This window comes from Streptomyces chartreusis (assembly GCF_008704715.1).
Lineage (GTDB): Bacteria > Actinomycetota > Actinomycetes > Streptomycetales > Streptomycetaceae > Streptomyces > Streptomyces chartreusis.
Genome location: NZ_CP023689.1, coordinates 7,002,129 through 7,018,770, shown reverse-complemented (window position 1 = coordinate 7,018,770; position 16,642 = coordinate 7,002,129). Strand labels below are relative to the sequence as shown.

Here is a 16,642-nt window from a genome sequence, read left to right as displayed (position 1 = left end):
AGGGGCGGGCCGCGATGGCCGAGCAGAAGGTGCGGTGGGGGATTCTGGCGACCGGCGGGATCGCCGCCGCGTTCACCGCGGATCTCGTGGACCTGCCCGACGCCGAGGTGGTGGCCGTCGCCTCGCGGCGCCAGGAGTCCGCCGACGCGTTCGCCGAGCGGTTCGGCATCCCCCGGGCCTACGGCGACTGGACCTCGCTCGCCGAGGACGGCGACATCGATGTCGTGTACGTCGCCACCCCGCACTCGGCGCACCGCGAGGCCGCCGGGCTGTGCCTGGAGGCCGGCCGCCATGTGCTGTGCGAGAAGGCGTTCACGCTGAACGCGCGCGAGGCCGCGGAACTGGTCGCGCTGGCGAAGGCCCGCGGCAGCTTCTTGATGGAAGCGATGTGGATGTACTGCAACCCGCTGGTGCGGCGGCTCAAGGCCCTGGTCGACGACGGCGCGATCGGCGAAGTGCGCCATGTCCAGGCCGACTTCGGGCTGGCCGGCCCCTTCCCGCCCTCGCACCGGCTGCGCGACCCGGCGCAGGGCGGCGGCGCGCTGCTGGACCTCGGTGTGTACCCGGTCTCCTTCGCGCAGCTGCTGCTCGGGGAGCCGTCGGACGTGACGGCGCGCGCGACGCTGTCCGCAGAGGGGGTCGACCTCCAGACCGGAGCCCTGCTGTCCTGGGACGACGGCGCGCTCGCCTCGCTGCACTGCTCGATCGTCGGCGGTACGGCGACCGCCGCGTCGATCACCGGCTCGGCCGGCCGGATCGACGTGCCCGGCGGCTTCTTCTTCCCGGAGCGCTTCGTGCTGCACCGGGACGGCCGTGACCCCGAGGAGTTCACGGCCGACCCGGCCGACGGGCCGCGCAACACCCTGCGCCACGAGGCCGCCGAGGTGATGCGGGCCCTGCGGGCCGGCGAGAGCGAGTCGCCGCTGGTCCCGCTGGAGGGCACGCTCGCCGTGATGCGGACGCTCGACGCGATCCGGGACCGCGTCGGCGTCCGCTACCCGGGCGAGGAGACCGCCGGCGAGGCGCCGGAACTCACGCCGGCGTGAGCCCCTGCGCCCCCACCTGCGTGACGAAGGAGGCGGCCGTCGCGATGGGCGCCCCGGTCGTGGTCACGTACGGCACCGTCTTGAAGTCGGCCCGCGCGAGCTGCTGTCCGAGGGCGACGGTCACGTAGCCGCGCCGCCCGTTGTAGAACCGCATGTGCGGGTTGGCCCTCATGTACGTGTCCCAGTTGGCGGGCCGGTCGCTGCCGTCGCGGCCGCTGGTGATCGACGTGGCGACGATCTCGGTGCCGAGGGTGGCGGAGTCGGGGGCGTCGAAGTCGTCCTTGATGTCAAAGCCGTAGCCGACGTGGACGTCGCCGGTGAGCACCATCAGGTTCTCGACGCCGGCGGCCTTGGCGCCGTCCAGGACCCGGCGGCGGGAGGCGCGGTAGCCGTCCCAGGCGTCCATGGACACCCGTGACGGCTCGGTGAGGTCGAACTTGCGCTGGGCGAAGGTGACCTGCTGCGGTACGACGTTCCACAGCGCCGCGGAGTCGCGCCAGCCGTCGAGCAGCCACCGCTCCTGGGTGGCGCCGGTCATCGTGCGCGCCGGGTCGTCGACCTCGGGGCCGGGGATCTGGGAGCCGTCGCCGTAGGCCTGGTTGGAGCGGTACTGGCGGGTGTCCAGGACGTCGAACTGGGCGAGCCGGCCCCAGTGCAGGCGCCGGTAGAGCTGCATGTCGGGGCCGGTGGGGCGCTGCGGCAGGCGCAGGGGCTGGTTCTCCCAGTAGGCGCGGTAGGCGGCGGCCCGGCGCAGCAGGAACTCCTCCGGCGGGACGCTGTTCTCCGGGATGTCGTCGGCGTAGTTGTTCTCGGTCTCGTGGTCGTCCCAGGTGACGACGAACGGGTGCGCGGCGTGTGCGGCCCTGAGGTCCGGGTCGGACTTGAACAGGGCGTAGCGCAGCCGGTAGTCCTCCAGGGTCGTCGTCTCGCGGTTGAAGAGCGCGGGGAGCGTGCGGTCGGTGTAGTTGCGGTAGCCGCCGACGGAGTTGACCGCGTACTCGTACAGGTAGTCGCCGAGGTGGAAGACGACGTCGACGTCGTCCTGCGCGAGATGGCGGTAGGCCGTGTAGTGGCCGTCGGTGTACGCCTGGCAGGACACGGCGGCGAGGGTGAGGGAGCTCGCCGCGGCGGTCCGGGCGGGGGCGGTGCGGGTGCGGCCGGTCTCGCTGATCCAGGTGCCGGCGCGGAAGCGGTAGTAGTAGACGCGGCCCGCTTCGAGGGCGGCGACCTCGACGTGGACCGTGTGGTTGAACTCCGGGTAGGCGATGGCCGCGCCGCGTCTGGCGATCCTGGTGAACCCCTCGTCGTGCGCCAGCTCCCAGTGCACCGTGATCCGCTGGGCGGGCAGTCCGCTGTCGGGCTGGTACGGGGCGGGGGCGAGGCGGGTCCACAACAGGACCGAGTCGGGCAGCGGGTCCCCGGAGGCGACGCCGAGGGTGAAGGGGTTGTCGGTGATCTTGCGGGCGTCGAACTGGGCGGCGCTCGCGGTGCCCGCGGCCGGCACGTTCACGGCGAAGGCGAGCGCGGCGGCCGCGCCGGTGACGGTCAGGAAGCGGCGGCGCCCGATGTGGCGGGCTGCCGCGCGCAGTTCGGGGCTGTGCTGGGGCAGGTCTGTCGTGGTGGTCATCCGGTCCTCCCCTTGCTGATGGATGCATGAGGCATTGGAGTGGCCGGTGACGACACTCTCTTGGCGCGTACACAACACCCAGATGGCAGACAGATGAGTTCCGAATGGCGGACGGTCGCGTAGCCTGCGACCCCATGAATGACAGGCAAACGGACACGAGGATCGCCGTGGTGACGGGCGCCGGCTCCGGCGTCGGGCGGGCGGTGGCGACGGAACTGCTGCGCGCGGGCTGGTCGGTGGCGCTGGCCGGGCGGCGCGTGGAGACGCTGGAGGAGACGGCGGCGCTGGTGCCCGGCGGCGCCGCTCTCGCCGTACGGACCGACGTCTCACGTCAGGAGGACGTGGTCGCACTGTTCGCCGCCACCGTGGCGCGGTTCGGGCGGATCGACCTGCTGTTCAACAACGCGGGGACGTTCGGGCCCGGCGGGGTGCCGGTGGAGGAGCTGCCGTACGACGCCTGGCGGCACGTGGTGGACACCAACCTCAACGGGGCGTTCCTGTGTGCGCAGGCGGCGTTCCGGCAGATGAAGGAGCAGGACCCGCGCGGTGGCCGGATCATCAACAACGGCTCGATCTCCGCGCACACGCCCCGCCCGCTCTCGGTGGCCTACACGGCGACCAAGCACGCGCTGACCGGCCTGACGAAGGCGCTCTCGCTGGACGGGCGGCCGTACGACATCGCGGTGGGCCAGATCGACATCGGCAACGCGGCGACCGACATGACGGCCCGCATGCAGACCGGCGCCCTCCAGGCGAACGGCTCGGTGGCGCCCGAGCCCGTGATGGACGTCGCCGACGTGGCGCGGACCGTGCGGCACATGGCCGAGCTGCCGCTGGAGGCGAACGTGCAGTTCGCGACCGTACTGGCGACGGCGATGCCGTACGTGGGGCGTGGCTGAGAGTCGACGGCCGGTTGTTGCCTGCACAACTTGCACAAGTGGAATGTGAAATTCCGCTGCGTCGGTACTGTTAGACGACTTATGCTCAACTTCGCCTGCACCGGAGCTTCACATTTGGAGCACGGTGCTTCCGCAGACCAACCCGAGGGGGGTGGACGGCAGCCGTTCCACGACACCGGGTGGGGGTGGATCTCGCGCGGGACCGCGGGATACGCACCGGTGCGTGGAACGGCTGCCGTCTTGGCATTACGGCGGTTCTGCAACGCCCTAAAGGGGCGCGGGGCTGCATCGATGTGCGGCTACCGCCACGTGGGCGCGACCAGCCACGACGGCGCCGCAGCCGCGAGACGACCGTCGCGGCACTCACAGCGGAGCGTTCAGCGCTCCAGGATCCGGTCGACCTCCGTCAGCTGCTCACTCGTGAGCGGGCCCTTCTCCAGGGCGCCCGCGTTCTGCTCGGCCTGGGCGACGGAACGGAATCCCGGGATCGGTACGGCGTGCGGGCTGCGGGCCCACAGCCAGGCGAGGGCGCCCTGGCCGAGGGTGCGGCCGCCGCTGGTGAGGACGTCCTTCAGCGCGTCGACGCGGGCCAGCCACCGCGGATCGGCGCTGCCGGCCTCGAAGCCCTGCAGCCACTCGGGCGGCCGGCTGCGGATGTCCCCGGCCTCCAGGGCCTGCCCGCTCCTGCGCCTGCCGGTGAGCAGGCCCATCGCGAGCGGGCTGCGGTTGATGCTGGCCAGCCCCAGCTCCTCGCACAGCGCGAACATCTCGGGCGCGTCCTGGAGCACGTTCGCCATGTGCTGTACGGCGGCGCAGTGCTTCCCGCGGGCGAAGACGGCGGCGCGGGCGGGGTCGTCGGTGCTCCACGCGTACGCCCGGATCAGCCCTTCGCGCACGAACTCCTCGCAGAGATCGCGCAGTTCGGCGGCGCGCGCCGGGTCCGCATCCGACAGATGCAGCTGGTAGAGGTCGATGTGGTCGGTGTCCAGGCGTCTCAAGGACGCGGTCAGCGCGCGGCGGGCGTACTCCGGGGTGTCGTCGGCGCCGGTGAGGGTGCGAGTGTCCTCGTCGAAGACGTTGCCCCACTTGGTGGCGACGACGACGTCCGCGCGGCGCTTGCCGAGGGCACGGCCCAGGACGCGTTCGCTGTGGCCGGCCCCGTAGGTGTCCGCGGTGTCGAAGAAGGTGACGCCCAGGTCGAGGGCGCGCCGGACCGCCCGTACCGACTCCTCGTCGTCCACCTTGCCCCAGCCGAGCGGCTGCCCGTCGGCGGACTGCCACTCACCGCCGATGGCCCAGCACCCGAAGCCGAGAGCGCTTACCCCGATGCCGGTCCGTCCCAAAGTCCTCTTGGTCTCCATGGGGTGGGACGTTAGGAGTTGAAGCGCACACGAAGGCAAGCCCCCGGGGCCCGACTCCGGGAAACCGGTTACACCTGACGGGTCACGCCTGGCCGGTCACGCCTGGCCGGTCTCGAAGCGGGAGATCCGGCCGTCCTGCTCCACCTGGAAGTGCCACTGGGTGCGCATCTCGCCGTAGGTGTCGTTGCGGTAGCTGGCGAGGAGGTCGCGGCCGTTGTTCGACTCGTTGTCGACCTCCATGTGACCGTTCGAGGAGAAGATCTCCCGGTCGATCCAGTCGGCGAGGTCACGGTCGGTGCCGTCGTCCGCCATGGTCGCGCCGGGCGCGAGGATGCTCATGAAGCCCTCGCGGTCGTGGGCGTTGACGGCGGTGACGAAGGCACGGACGGCGGGGTCGCTCAGTTTGGACGTCTGAATCGTCATACCGGTCAGCCTCACACCGGGCTCCGCGGCCCGCCACCCGAACGGCGGCGAAGGCAGGCCGGTCGGGTGCCGCGGGTGCGACGGTGGATACGCGGGAGGGGATCTGTTCCTGCTGACTGCACCGGGAGTCGCTGTGAGTGCTTACGACCGACGTGATCTGGGCCTGCTGTTGCTCCGGCTGGGTGCCGGCGGCGTACTGGCCGCGCACGGCACACAGAAGCTGTTCGGCTGGTTCGGCGGGCACGGCATCGAGGGGACCGGCCAGTTCATGGAGTCGATCGGCTACCGGCCCGGCAAGGCGAGCGCCACGGCGGCGGGCCTCGCCGAGGCCGGCGGCGGCACGCTGCTGGCGCTGGGCCTTGCGACCCCGCTCGCGGGCGCCGCGGCGGCCGGCGGCATGGCGGGGGCGTCCGCGGTGCACGCCCCGAACGGCTTCTTCGCCCAGGAGGGCGGCTACGAGACCGCGGCGACCCTGGGCCTGGCCGCGGCCGGCCTCGCCGTCACGGGCCCCGGCCGGCTCTCCCTCGACCACGCCATGGGGCATTTCTTCGACCGTGGCTGGATGGTTCCCACGGCACTGGCGGCGACGGCCGCGGTCACGGCGCTGGTGGTGGGCGCGCGGCAGCGGAGGCTGGACAAGCCCGAGAAGGACGAGCAGTTCGACGGGCAGGAGCCGCTGTTCGAGGAGTGACGGCCTCGTCCGAACGCGTCGCGGCCCCTGTGCCAAGCTGCCCGCATGACCGATCAGACGGTGCCCTCCGAGACCGTGCCTTCCGAAACCGTGCCCTCCGAGACCACCGCCGACCTGTGGGCCGCCATCGACGCCCTGTGGACCTGGCTCGACACCGACCAGCCGATCGGCGGCCGCGAGGGCATGGCGCTGTGCATGCTGAAGCTGTCGGAGGAGGTCGGCGAGGTCGCCCAGGCGGTCATCGGCGCGACCGGCCAGAACCCGCGCAAGGGGGTCACCCACACCTGGGAGGACGTACAGGGCGAACTGTGCGACGTGGTGATCACGGCCCTGGTCGCCCTGCGCACGCTGACCCCGGACACGCGTGAGGTGTTCGACCGGCATCTGGAGAGGGTGACGAAGCGGTCCTTGGGCTCGACGCCCCTTTAGGGGCGCGGGGAACTGCGCGGCCAGCCCCCACCGGCCCGCAGATCCGTCACGACCGCCCAACCGGGGTCAGCTTCAACACCGTACCCTCTCCGTTCGCCGACAGCAGCAACGCCCCTTCCGGCGTGACCGCCAGCCCCGCGAACCGCCGGGCCATCCCCGGCATCCCCTGGGCGAAGAGGGCGGGTTCCGGACCCGGCACCACCCCCGGCGGCGCCCCGACCGGCAGGTCCTCCGCGTCGATGCGCGTCTCCCCCGTCACCGGCGACACCGCACACAGCCTGCGCCGTCCCGTCTCCACCGTGAACAGCTCCTCTCCCAGCACCGCGAGGCCCTGCGGAGCGTCGAGGCCGTCCACGACGACGGTCGGCGGCGCGTCCGCCTCGATCCGCAGTACGGTGCCGGCCCCCTCGTCGCTCACATAGCAGCGCCCCTCGCCGTCGAACGCGACATCCGCGGGCCGGTCGAGCCCGTCCGCCAGGACGCGGATCGCGTCGTCCTCGCCGACGGCCACCACCCGCCCCGCGCCGGACTCTGCGACGACGAGCGAGCCGTCCGGCGCGACCGCGATGCCGAGCGGCCGTCGCAGCCCGTCGGCCCGCTCCCGTGTGGTCCCGTCCCGGGGGTCGTACGTCTGGACCTGCCCGAACTGCGAGGTGAGGTGCAGCAGTTCGCCGTCGGCGACGATGCCGTGCGAGAAGTGCAGCAGGGACAGGGTGGTCACCCCGCCCTCCCGTGAGGGCTCGGGGTTCGCGACGCGGTAGTGGTCGGCGGCGTACACCCGTCCGCCCAGGTCGACGGTCACGCCGTACGGCCCGTCGAGGCCCCGCGGCACGATCTCGCGGGTACGGCCGTCGGGGTGCATCTCGGTGACGCCGCCGCTGGCGTAGCTGGAGACGAACATGCGGTTCTCGGCATCGAAGGCGGCGTTGTCAAGGCCGACGACCCCGCTGGTGACCAGGGTCCGCGAGCCGCCGCCGTGCAGGTCGATCCGGGTGACGATGCCCTCGGGGCCACGGGAGAGCACATGCAGCACCCCGCCCCGGTCGAACCGCACGGCGACCGGCTGATGGACGTCGTCCGCGACGACCTCGGGCACTCCCCCGTCCGGCGGGATCCGCCAGACCTGGCCGGTGAGCAGGGGGTTCGGGCCGCTCATCATGTGCGGGTAGTAGAGGTGGCCGTCGGGGCCGAGCTGCATGGCGTTGCCGAGCGCGAGCCCCTCCGTCAGGACCCGCGGGTCGCCACCCTGCGGAAACAGCTCCAGCAGCCGGCCGTCGGGCTTCATCTCGTTCACGAACAGCCGGTCGCCCACGCAGGTGATGCCGTTGGGGTTGGCCACATCGCCGGAGACCAGCGTGTACTCCCCCGCCGGGCTCCGCCGCCACACCCGCCCCGGCACCAGGTCGGCGATGTACATCGAGCCGTCCGCGCCGAAGGCGAGATCGTCCGGGGACTGGACGGGACCGTCCATCGGTACAACCACCTCGACGTCCCCCGTGGCCGGGTCGACGGCGCTGATCTGCCCGGCGAGGAACTGGGCGACGTACAGCCGCCCGTCGGGCCCGAACGCGACGCCGTTGGAACCCCACAGCGGGTTGGGCGGGTTGAGCCGCCGCGGCGCCCAACGGACGCTGTCGACAGGCTGGTTGCCGTATCTGCTCATGCCTCGCCGCCCTCCGTCAGGACCTCGCGCATGCCGCCCTCCTCGCGCCAGCGCCGCAGCAGTTCGTGGAAGGCGACCGGGCCGTCGCCGTACGACTCGCTGCGCTCCCTCGGCCGGCCCTCGTTGTTGTAGTAGCCCGGCGTGCACTCGGCCTGGAACCTGTGCAGGTCGGCGGCCTTGCGGCGGATCGTCGCCACCCAGGCGTCCTGCGCCTCGGCGGTCGGCTCGACGCACCGGATCCGGCGCCTGCGGGCCTCCCCGACGACCTCGGCGACGTGGGTCGCCTGCTCATCGAGGATGTGGACGTAGTTCACGGCGGAGGCGTTCTGGAGCGGGCCGAGGTGGAAGAGGTTGGGGAAGCCCTCGCTGTAGAACCCGTGCAGGGTCCGCGGGCCGCCGCTCATCCAGGTCCGCAGCAGATCGGCGCCGCCGCGGCCGTACACCGGCAGCCGCCCGGACAGCACGCCCGAGACACCCACCTCGAAGCCGGTCGCGAAGACGATGCAGTCGACCTCGTACCGGGTCCCGCCGACGACGACGGCGTTCTCGGTGATCCGCTCCACGCCGTGGGTGTCGGCGGTGTCGACGAGGGTGACGTTGGGCCGGTTGAAGGTCTGGAGGTAGTGGTCGCTGAAGGTGGGCCGCTTGCACATGTAGCGGTACCAGGGCTTGAGCCGCTCGGCGGTCCCCGGGTCCTCGACCGTGGCCTCGACCCGGGACCGCAGCTCGTTCATCTTCTGGAAGTCGGCGATCTCGTAGGCGAGTTCGCGTTCCTCGGCCGGCACGTCCGCGTAGGCGTTGGTCGGGATGAGCTTCTCCTGGAGCCGGGCGGTGGACGTCCAGGCGTCGTCCACCAGGTCCTCCGTCGCGCGGACGCCGGTGACGACCCTCAGGAAGTTGTCCCGCCGGCGCCGCTGCCAGCCGGGTTCCAGGGACTCGGCCCATTCCGGGTCGGTGGGCCGGTTGCCGCGTACGTCGACGGAGGACGGGGTCCGCTGGAAGACGTACACGTGCGCCGCGTCCGCCCCGAGGTGCGGCAAGACCTGGATGGCGGTGGCGCCGGTGCCGATGACGGCGACACGCTTGTCGGCGAGTCGGTGCAGGCCCCCATCGGCATCGCCGCCGGTGTAGTCGTAGTCCCAGCGGCTGGTGTGGAAGGTGTGCCCGCGGAAGGTCTCGATGCCGGGGATGCCGGGGAGCTTGGCCTCGCTGAGGGTGCCGCTGGAGACGACGACGTACCGGGCCCGCATCCGGTCACCGCGGTCGGTGGCGACGACCCACTCCGACTCCCCTTCGTCCCAACGGAGTTCGGTGACCTGGGTCTGGAAGCAGACGTCGTCGTACAGGCCGAAGTGGCGGGCGACGGCCCGCGCGTGCTCGCGGATCTCCTCGCCGGGCGCGTACTTCCACTTCGGGACGTAACCGAGCTCTTCGAGCAGCGGCAGATAGATGTACGACTCGATGTCGCAGTGGATGCCCGGGTAGCGGTTCCAGTACCAGGTACCGCCGAAGTCGCCCCCTTTCTCGACGACCCGGATCTCCTTCACGCCCGCCTGCCGCAGCCGGGCCCCGGCGAGCAGCCCACCGAACCCACCGCCCACGACCAGCGCCTCTACGCGGTCGTGCCGGGGCTCGCGGGTGAACTCGGTGTCGGCGTACGGGTCGTGACCGTACGTACTGAACTCACCGGCGATTCGCTGGTACTGCCTGTTGCCGTCGGGCCGGATCCGGCGCTCGCGCTCGGCACGGTACTTGGCGCGCAGGGCGTCGGGGTCGAAGCCGAGCTCCGCCTCGGGATCGAAATCCAGCTCCATGGGTGCGGTCTCCTCGGTCGTGGGGGGGCCGACGCCGCCGGAGCGGGCCGGGACAGGGGAAGCAGGAGGTCGGGGTCAGTGAAGCGAATCGGGCTGACAGCTCCCAGACATATCCCGGACACCCGGCGGATGTGAGCCACGGCACACAGAGCTATTGGCTCCATGACCGGCGGCGCTACGGCTGGACGGTTCCGCCGAGCCAGTAGCCGAAGCCGCGCCGGGTGTGGATGAGGGCCGGCTGCTCGCCGTTGACCTTGCGGCGCAACCGCGAGACCAGCCGCTCGATGGCGCTGTCGGTCGGCGGGTCGGTCCAGACGTGCCGGCCGATCTGCTCCTTGGACAGCACGCGGTCGGCGTTGACCAGCAGACAGCGCAGCAGCCGGTACTCGGCGGGCGTGAGCTCGATTGTGCGCTCGCCGCGGCGGGCCCGGCGGGTGGCGTCGTCGAGCACGAGGTCGCCGTAGCGGAGGGCGCCGTCCCATCCGGCGGGCTCCTGGCTGCCCACCAACTGCCGGGCACGTGCGAGGACTTCGGCGACCCGGCCGGATGCTGCCGGCTGCCCGCCGGTGCCGGATCCGGGTCCAACGCCCCTTCTGCGGCCCGTTCCGCCGCCGGGCAGGCTGCCGAGGAATTCGCCGGTCCCGGTGAGCAGGAGGACGGCGGGGCGGTCGGGGGCGAGGAGACGGCGGCTGTGTCTGAGGGCGGCGGTGTCCGGGAGGGTCACGTCGAGGATGACCAGATCGAATCGGCGCTCGGTGAGGAGAGGGCCGGCGTGGGTGGCGCGGTCGACCACGACGGTCCGGTAGCCGGCCAGCTCCAGCAGTGCGGAGAGCGGCTCGGAGGTGCGTGGCTCACCGACGACGAGCAGGACATCCGGTATCGCCGGGACCGCGTCGGTCGACGGCGGCTTCGGCATGCGGTCACTCTACCTGCGGGTTGCCTGAGGCAAGTAAACGCCGATCGGGTCCGGCCACAGGCCCATGTCCACCTCTTCACGTCCAGGGCGTGGCGACGAGCCGGATCCTGGCGTCGGGGCCGACGAGAGAGGCGGCGATGGCGGGCAGTGGGATGTGGGCGACCCAGCGGCCGGGGGCGGGGTCCTCGTCGGCGCGGGGCGTGGCGGCCGCGCTGTGGTCGCGGATGGCGCCCTCGATCTCCGAGTTCCAGGCGGCCCGGATCCCCTCGACCTCGGGATCGCCCTCGGGTGTGCCCACGTCGATGACCAGCGTGTCGGCGAAGTCGGCGGACTGTTCCAGATGGTCGAAGAGGTTCAGGATGCCGCCCTTCTCGCGCAGGGAGATCAGCCGTAGATCGAGGATGAACCGCATGGGCTCGCCCTCGGCTGCCCGCAGACCGCTGTTGAGGAACGTGGTCGCCAGCGGCACCGACGTCTCCTGCCCGTCCGGGGGTGGGTCGAGCTGGATCGGGCTCCAGTGGGCCGCGAACCGTTCGTGCATGGGGACGGGCAGCCCGCGCACCGCGAGCCGGGTCTCGGCCTGCCAGACCAGGTCGTCGTCGCCGGACAGCCGGTAGCCGACCAGCGAGGCCTCGACCCGGGTGTCCCCGAACAGGAACCGCCGCAGGTTCTGGTAGCCCTCCTCGGAGTTGACCATGCCGTAGCGCCCGCTGTGGCTGCGATGGACGTAGGCCCGCTGGGCACCCGGCACGTACGCCCGCTCGATCTGCACGAGCCCGTCGCTGTGCGGTCCGACGGCGGCGGACGACAGACCGAGGGCGACGTCGTAGTCCGTCGGGTTGGTGCCGACGAGACAGAAGACGCGCTCCAGCGGCAGGGCCCCCGGCCCCTGGGGCATCGGGCGGGCGTCCCAGCCGTCGGGCGGCCCGTCGGGGTCGGTCTCGGCCTGCGGGGTGAGGAACTCGTACATCCGCCGGGGCCCGAAGATGTCCGCGCCCTGGATGCCGATCCGGTCCCGCATCCGCTCCAGGAGCCCGCCGCCGAGGTCGAAGGTGATGCCGCCGTGCGGGGTGCCGTAGGTGAAGAACTTCGCGACACAGTCGTCGGCGGCGCGCCCCCGGTCGGGCAGGACCTTCTGCAGCAGGCACCGGCAGATGAGCCCGCCCATCGAGTGCGCCACGAGGTAGACGGCCGGCGCGCCGGTCTTCTCCCGGAGCCGGTCGACCAGGTCGAGCAGGTCGACGGCGGCGTTCTCCAGCCGGTACTCCTGCGGGCTGCCGCCCCAGGTGGTGGCGGAACGGTCGTAGAACCGGTGGATCCAGATGGTGTTGGCGGGAATCTCCGTGTGGTGAGCGAGGTAGGCGGCCTGGTCCCCCTTCACGAGCAGCTCGTATCCCTCCTCCCGGAGCAGACGCAGCAGGGGGCTCTCGAACTGATGGAAGAGGGGTTGGTTGTCAGCACCGACCCGCACGTGGACGGAGCCCTCGTTGAACCCGTAGAAGGGGTCGTCGACGGCCTTGTCGATACCGCGCGTGCCACCGGCGAAGCCACGGACATAGACGATGGGAAGTCGGCGGTTGTCATCCACGGCTTGCCTCCAGAGACCAGGGTCCTCTCCTCCTGAGTAGAGGAAGCCCGGAACTCCGGCCTCCAGGAATAGGCAGAAAGGGTGACGATCCGGAATCAGCGGGAGCGGCATGTTCCGCAAGCCGTGCGACGGACGCGGCGCCCTGCCCCGTAGAGCAGACACAGGCGGACGTCTGCAGGGAGGGGAACAGGGAGTGGCAGGGCAGGGAGTCAGAACCGCCAGAGGTACGGCGGCCGCGGCGGTGGCACTGGTGGCGCTGACCGCGTCACAGGCGCCGGGGGCGGTCCCGGCACGGGTCTCGGCGTCGGTGGCGGGGCAGCCGCCCGCGCAGCACGGTCCGAGCGTGTCCGGCGACACCCCGTACCGCACCGAGCTGCCGCCGCTGCGGACCGCGAAGCGGGACGGCGTCGGGGCCCCGGCGGGGGTCGGTGCCGCCGTGCCCGCGAGCGTGTTCGCCGCCTACCGGCGAGCGGAGCGGCGGCTTGCGCAGGAGGCGCCCGGCTGCCGGCTGCGGTGGCAGTTGCTGGCGGCGATCGGGCAGGTCGAGTCCGGGCAGGCACGGGGCGGCCGGGTGACCGGCGACGGTACGACCCTGGCGCCGATCCTCGGGCCACGGCTGGACGGCGTGGCCTTCGCACTGATCCGGGACACCGACGGCGGTGCCCACGACGGGGACACGGTGTACGACCGCGCGGTCGGGCCGATGCAGTTCATCCCCTCGACCTGGGCCCGCTGGGGAGCGGACGGCAACGGCGACGGACGCACGGATCCGCACAACGTCTTCGACGCCGCGCTCGCCGCCGGACGCTATCTGTGCGCGGACGGGAGGGACCTGTCCGTCCCCGCCGAGCTGGACCTGGCGATCCTCGGCTACAACCACTCGTCGGCCTATCTGCGCACGGTCAGGGCCTGGTACGCGTACTTCCTGGACGGGCACAGCGTGGTGCCGGACGCCACCGCCGGCCCCTCTCCAGGCCCATCTCCGTCGCGGTCGCCCTCGAAGCCGGAGCAGTCCTCGCCGACTCCCTCCGCTCGTCCGAGCGCCTCCCCGACCCGCACGCCGTCGACCCCCGCCTCGCCGGCCGACACCGCATCGCGTCCGGCCGCCGACCCCGAGGAGACAGAGAATCCGCAACTCCCCCTTCCCGCCCCGGACATCGGGCTCTCCGGCGACGACCTGCTGCCCGGCAGCGCGGCGCTGACCAGTAACAGCGCGGACTCGATGACCGCCTCCCCCTCCACAACCGCCGATACCGAGCGGTAATGTCGCGCCCCGCCGGACGGGACGACACCGGTGGGTGAGAGCGAAGGGGCCCTCATGGCGACGGACATGTCCGCGGAGACGGAAGCCTCCGACGACCGTTGGCAGCAGATGTGGAGCCACCGCGAGCAACTGCTCAAGGTGGCCCGGCGCAGGTCGATGAGCGCGGAGGACGCCGAGGACGCGGTGCACGAGGCAATGCTGCGGGCCGCCGAGCGCCCCGACCTGGACGACGAGCGGCTCGCGGCATGGCTGACGACGGTGACGATGCGGCTGTGCGTCGACCGCTACCGGCAGGTGAACCGGGAGGCCGAGGTACGCACCAGCCCGACGCTCATCGCCCCCGGCCCGGTGCCCGTCGAGGAGGCGGTGTGCGACCGGGCCGAGGCGAAGTGGCTGGCGGTCCGCAGCGGTGAGCTGCCCGCTCGGCAGGCCGAGGCGCTGCGGCTGAAGTCGGAGGACCTCGACGTCGGCCAGGTCGCCGTCCGGATGGGGCTGAGCTACCGGACCGTCGAGTCGCTGCTAGCCAGGGCGCGCCGGTCCCTGCGGCAGTCGCTGGCCGCGACGCTCGGGTGCGCGCTGTTCCTGATCGGGTGGGGACGGCCGCGCGGCGGCGGCAAGGTGCAGGCCGTGGCGGTGGCTTCGACGGCGGCGACGCTGGTGGTGGCCGGGTTCGTGCTGCCCCACACCTTCGACGGGGGCGGGGGTGAGGGCGGTGCTCCGCGGCCCGCGGTCGCCTCGCCGGGTGCGGAGGCGTTGCGGCCCGACAGCGGCGCCGGGCACAGGGCTCCGCGGGGGAACCGGCCGACGGCCTCGGCAGCTGGACCGGACGAGGCCGGGTCGCCGCCGGAAGAATCGTTCCGGCCGCTGTCCGTGCCGTCACTGCCGGACGTGGCCGTGCCGGAGGTGGCGGTGCCGGAAGTGGCGGTGCCGGAAGTGGCGGTGCCGAAGGTCTCGGTGTCCCCGCTGCCGGTGCTGTCCGCGCCGGAGGTGCCAGATGTGCCCGAGGTGCCGGAACTGCCCGGAGTCTCCGACCTGCCCGAGACCCCTGACCTGCCGGTCGAGCCCTCTGACGTGCCATCCGCCTCGCTGCCCCTTCCGACGGCGACCCCACTGCCGTAAAAAAATCCACGACCCGAGCGACGGACGCCCCGCCCCTCCCCGTAGAGCAGATGTCAGAGCTGCTCCAGGGGCCGAAGGGTGGACCGGATGGGTGTCGAGATCTGTGTGGAAGGGCTGACCAAGTCCTTCGGTCACCAGGTCATCTGGCAGGACGTCTCACTGACACTGCCCGCCGGGGAGGTCTCGGTCATGCTCGGCCCCTCGGGCACGGGCAAGTCGGTGTTCCTCAAGACGCTCGTTGGCCTGCTGAAGCCGGAGCGCGGCTCGATCACGATCCAGGGCCAGGACATCACCAGGCTCCGCGAGCACGACCTGTACGAGGTACGGAAGCTCTTCGGCGTGCTGTTCCAGGACGGCGCGCTGTTCGGCTCGATGAACCTGTACGACAACATCGCCTTCCCGCTGCGCGAACACACCCGTAGGTCCGAGAGCGAGATCCGGCGCGTCGTCCTGGAGAAGATGGACATGGTCGGGCTGATCGGCGCCGAGGGAAAGCTGCCCGGCGAGATCTCCGGCGGGATGCGGAAGCGGGCGGGACTGGCCCGGGCCCTGGTGCTCGACCCGGAGATCATCCTCTTCGACGAACCCGACTCCGGCCTCGACCCGGTCCGCGTCGCCTACCTCAACCAGCTCATCGTCGACCTCAACGCCCAGATCGACGCGACCTTCCTGATCGTCACGCACGACATCGCCTCCGCCCGCCAGGTCCCGGACAACATCGGGCTGCTGTTCCGCCGCGAGCTGGTGATGTTCGGGCCCCGCGAGGAGCTGCTGACCAGCGACGAGCCCGTCGTACGGCAGTTCCTGAACGGCCGCATGCAAGGCCCCATCGGGATGGCCGAGGAGAAGGACGCCGCGCAGGTCGAGCAGGAGCTGGCCGCCCTCGGCGACACCGCCAAGGGCACCGAGTCCCCCGGCAGTAAGGCTCTGACTCCCCGCCTGCTGCCGGGTCCTGGCATCCCCCGGCCACCCCGCTGGGAGGCGATCGCCCGCCGCGAGGCCGCGCTGCACCCGAGGGCGGTGGTCGGCGCATGAGCCTGTCACCCATCGGAGCGCTGCGGCACTCGGGGAGCCTGTTCGCGATGGCGCTGGACGTCGCCCGGACGGTCTTCCGACGCCCGTTCCAGGCACGGGAGTTCATCCAGCAGGCATGGTTCATCGCGAGCGTGACGATCCTTCCGACGGCCCTGGTCTCCATTCCCTTCGGCGCGGTCATCGCCCTGCAGATCGGCAGCCTGACGCGGCAACTGGGCGCGCAGTCCTTCTCCGGTGCCGCCTCCGTGCTCGCCGTGCTGCGCGAGGCCTCGCCGATCGTCACCGCGCTGCTCATCGCGGGCGCCGGCGGCACGGCGATCTGTGCGGACCTCGGGGCGCGGAAGATCCGCGACGAGATCGACGCGATGCAGGTGCTGGGCATCGACCCCGTCCACCGGCTGGTCGTACCGCGCGTACTGGCGTCGATGCTGGTGGCGGTGCTGCTCAACGGCCTGGTGTCGGTGGTCGGCGTGGCGGGCGGCTACTTCTTCAACGTCGTCCTGCAGAACGGCACGCCAGGCGCCTACCTCGCTTCCTTCACCACCCTCGCCCAGCTCTCCGACCTGTGGGCGGCCGAGGTCAAGGCGCTCGTCTTCGGCGCGATCGCGGCGATCGTCGCCTCGTACAAGGGGCTGACCGCGAAGGGCGGCCCGAAGGGTGTGGGCGACGCGGTGAACCAGTCGGTGGTGATCACCTTCATGTTGCTGTTCGTGACCAACTTCGTGATGACCGCGGTGTACTTCCAGGTCGTCCCGCAGAGGGGTTAG

The 16,642-nt window shown here is 71.8% G+C and carries 15 protein-coding genes; 8 read left to right on the top strand and 7 right to left on the bottom strand.

Going from position 1 to position 16,642, the window contains the following annotated elements; translation table 11 throughout:
• Positions 1-14 precede the first annotated feature (14 nt).
• Positions 15-1,046: a Gfo/Idh/MocA family protein gene (locus CP983_RS30870; RefSeq protein ID WP_150506986.1), complete on the top strand. Its 1,032-nt coding sequence runs from the start codon at positions 15-17 to the stop codon at positions 1,044-1,046.
• Here the strand turns inward: CP983_RS30870 and CP983_RS30865 are convergent.
• On the bottom strand, positions 1,033-2,673 hold the full coding sequence (locus tag CP983_RS30865; protein WP_150503211.1) for an alkaline phosphatase D family protein: 1,641 nt from the start codon (positions 2,671-2,673) through the stop codon (positions 1,033-1,035). The genes CP983_RS30870 and CP983_RS30865 overlap by 14 nt on opposite strands.
• A 134-nt stretch (positions 2,674-2,807) precedes the next feature.
• Between CP983_RS30865 and CP983_RS30860 the strand changes: the two genes are divergently transcribed.
• A complete protein-coding gene (locus tag CP983_RS30860; protein WP_150503209.1) occupies positions 2,808-3,572 on the top strand; it encodes an SDR family oxidoreductase in 765 nt (254 codons plus the stop codon).
• Positions 3,573-3,949: 377 nt separating this feature from the next.
• On the opposite strand, the gene CP983_RS30855 is transcribed toward CP983_RS30860, so the two are convergent.
• Both CP983_RS30855 and CP983_RS30850 read right to left on the bottom strand, forming a co-directional pair.
• Complete coding sequence (locus CP983_RS30855; RefSeq protein ID WP_150503207.1) at positions 3,950-4,933, bottom strand: aldo/keto reductase; 984 nt, start codon at positions 4,931-4,933, stop codon at positions 3,950-3,952.
• Positions 4,934-5,029: 96 nt separating this feature from the next.
• Complete coding sequence (locus CP983_RS30850; protein ID WP_107906896.1) at positions 5,030-5,356, bottom strand: hypothetical protein; 327 nt, start codon at positions 5,354-5,356, stop codon at positions 5,030-5,032.
• 133 nt (positions 5,357-5,489) lie between these two features.
• Here CP983_RS30850 and CP983_RS30845 point away from each other — a divergent pair, with 133 nt between their 5' ends.
• Entirely contained in the window at positions 5,490-6,047 is a 558-nt protein-coding gene (locus CP983_RS30845; protein WP_107906895.1) for a DoxX family membrane protein, read from the top strand.
• Positions 6,048-6,092: 45 nt separating this feature from the next.
• Complete coding sequence (locus CP983_RS30840; protein WP_150503205.1) at positions 6,093-6,476, top strand: MazG-like family protein; 384 nt, start codon at positions 6,093-6,095, stop codon at positions 6,474-6,476.
• Positions 6,477-6,522: 46 nt separating this feature from the next.
• Here the strand turns inward: CP983_RS30840 and CP983_RS30835 are convergent, their stop codons facing one another.
• The 4 genes from CP983_RS30835 to CP983_RS30820 form a co-directional block, all read right to left on the bottom strand.
• Positions 6,523-8,139, bottom strand: coding sequence for a hypothetical protein (locus CP983_RS30835; protein WP_150503203.1), 1,617 nt, complete (start codon positions 8,137-8,139; stop codon positions 6,523-6,525).
• Positions 8,136-9,953, bottom strand: a complete 1,818-nt coding sequence (locus tag CP983_RS30830; RefSeq protein WP_150503201.1) for a flavin-containing monooxygenase — start codon at positions 9,951-9,953, stop codon at positions 8,136-8,138. Before CP983_RS30830 ends, CP983_RS30835 begins: the two co-directional genes overlap by 4 nt.
• Before the next feature lie 175 nt (positions 9,954-10,128).
• Positions 10,129-10,869, bottom strand: coding sequence for a response regulator transcription factor (locus tag CP983_RS30825; protein ID WP_150503199.1), 741 nt, complete (start codon positions 10,867-10,869; stop codon positions 10,129-10,131).
• Between the two features lie 76 nt (positions 10,870-10,945).
• Positions 10,946-12,457, bottom strand: coding sequence for an esterase/lipase family protein (locus CP983_RS30820; protein ID WP_150503197.1), 1,512 nt, complete (start codon positions 12,455-12,457; stop codon positions 10,946-10,948).
• A gap of 193 nt (positions 12,458-12,650) precedes the next feature.
• On the opposite strand from CP983_RS30820, the gene CP983_RS30815 reads away from it, so the two are divergent.
• The 4 genes from CP983_RS30815 to CP983_RS30800 all read left to right on the top strand — a co-directional run bounded on the left by CP983_RS30815 (position 12,651) and on the right by CP983_RS30800 (position 16,642).
• The gene (locus tag CP983_RS30815; protein ID WP_229914733.1) at positions 12,651-13,721 is read left to right on the top strand and encodes a lytic transglycosylase domain-containing protein; all 1,071 of its coding nucleotides are present in this window, start codon (positions 12,651-12,653) and stop codon (positions 13,719-13,721) included.
• Between the two features lie 54 nt (positions 13,722-13,775).
• A complete protein-coding gene (locus CP983_RS30810) occupies positions 13,776-14,840 on the top strand; it encodes an RNA polymerase sigma factor (protein ID WP_150503193.1) in 1,065 nt (354 codons plus the stop codon).
• 87 nt (positions 14,841-14,927) lie between these two features.
• Positions 14,928-15,875, top strand: a complete 948-nt coding sequence (locus CP983_RS30805) for an ABC transporter ATP-binding protein (protein ID WP_150503191.1) — start codon at positions 14,928-14,930, stop codon at positions 15,873-15,875.
• Positions 15,872-16,642 carry an MlaE family ABC transporter permease gene (locus tag CP983_RS30800; RefSeq protein WP_150503189.1) on the top strand — a complete coding sequence of 257 codons (771 nt, stop codon included), beginning with the start codon at positions 15,872-15,874 and terminating at the stop codon, positions 16,640-16,642. Before CP983_RS30805 ends, CP983_RS30800 begins: the two co-directional genes overlap by 4 nt.

What these genes read in the sequence shown, in the direction of transcription:
- CP983_RS30855 (WP_150503207.1), bottom strand. Translation starts at nt 4,933, where the DNA reads ATGGAGACCAAGAGGACTTTGGGACGGACCGGCATCGGGGTAAGCGCT.
- CP983_RS30870 (WP_150506986.1), top strand. Translation starts at nt 15, where the DNA reads ATGGCCGAGCAGAAGGTGCGGTGGGGGATTCTGGCGACCGGCGGGATC.
- CP983_RS30835 (WP_150503203.1), bottom strand. Translation starts at nt 8,139, where the DNA reads ATGAGCAGATACGGCAACCAGCCTGTCGACAGCGTCCGTTGGGCGCCG.
- CP983_RS30860 (WP_150503209.1), top strand. Translation starts at nt 2,808, where the DNA reads ATGAATGACAGGCAAACGGACACGAGGATCGCCGTGGTGACGGGCGCC.
- CP983_RS30865 (WP_150503211.1), bottom strand. Translation starts at nt 2,673, where the DNA reads ATGACCACCACGACAGACCTGCCCCAGCACAGCCCCGAACTGCGCGCG.
- CP983_RS30810 (WP_150503193.1), top strand. Translation starts at nt 13,776, where the DNA reads ATGGCGACGGACATGTCCGCGGAGACGGAAGCCTCCGACGACCGTTGG.
- CP983_RS30850 (WP_107906896.1), bottom strand. Translation starts at nt 5,356, where the DNA reads ATGACGATTCAGACGTCCAAACTGAGCGACCCCGCCGTCCGTGCCTTC.
- CP983_RS30830 (WP_150503201.1), bottom strand. Translation starts at nt 9,953, where the DNA reads ATGGAGCTGGATTTCGATCCCGAGGCGGAGCTCGGCTTCGACCCCGAC.
- CP983_RS30800 (WP_150503189.1), top strand. Translation starts at nt 15,872, where the DNA reads ATGAGCCTGTCACCCATCGGAGCGCTGCGGCACTCGGGGAGCCTGTTC.
- CP983_RS30840 (WP_150503205.1), top strand. Translation starts at nt 6,093, where the DNA reads ATGACCGATCAGACGGTGCCCTCCGAGACCGTGCCTTCCGAAACCGTG.
- CP983_RS30825 (WP_150503199.1), bottom strand. Translation starts at nt 10,869, where the DNA reads ATGCCGAAGCCGCCGTCGACCGACGCGGTCCCGGCGATACCGGATGTC.
- CP983_RS30805 (WP_150503191.1), top strand. Translation starts at nt 14,928, where the DNA reads ATGGGTGTCGAGATCTGTGTGGAAGGGCTGACCAAGTCCTTCGGTCAC.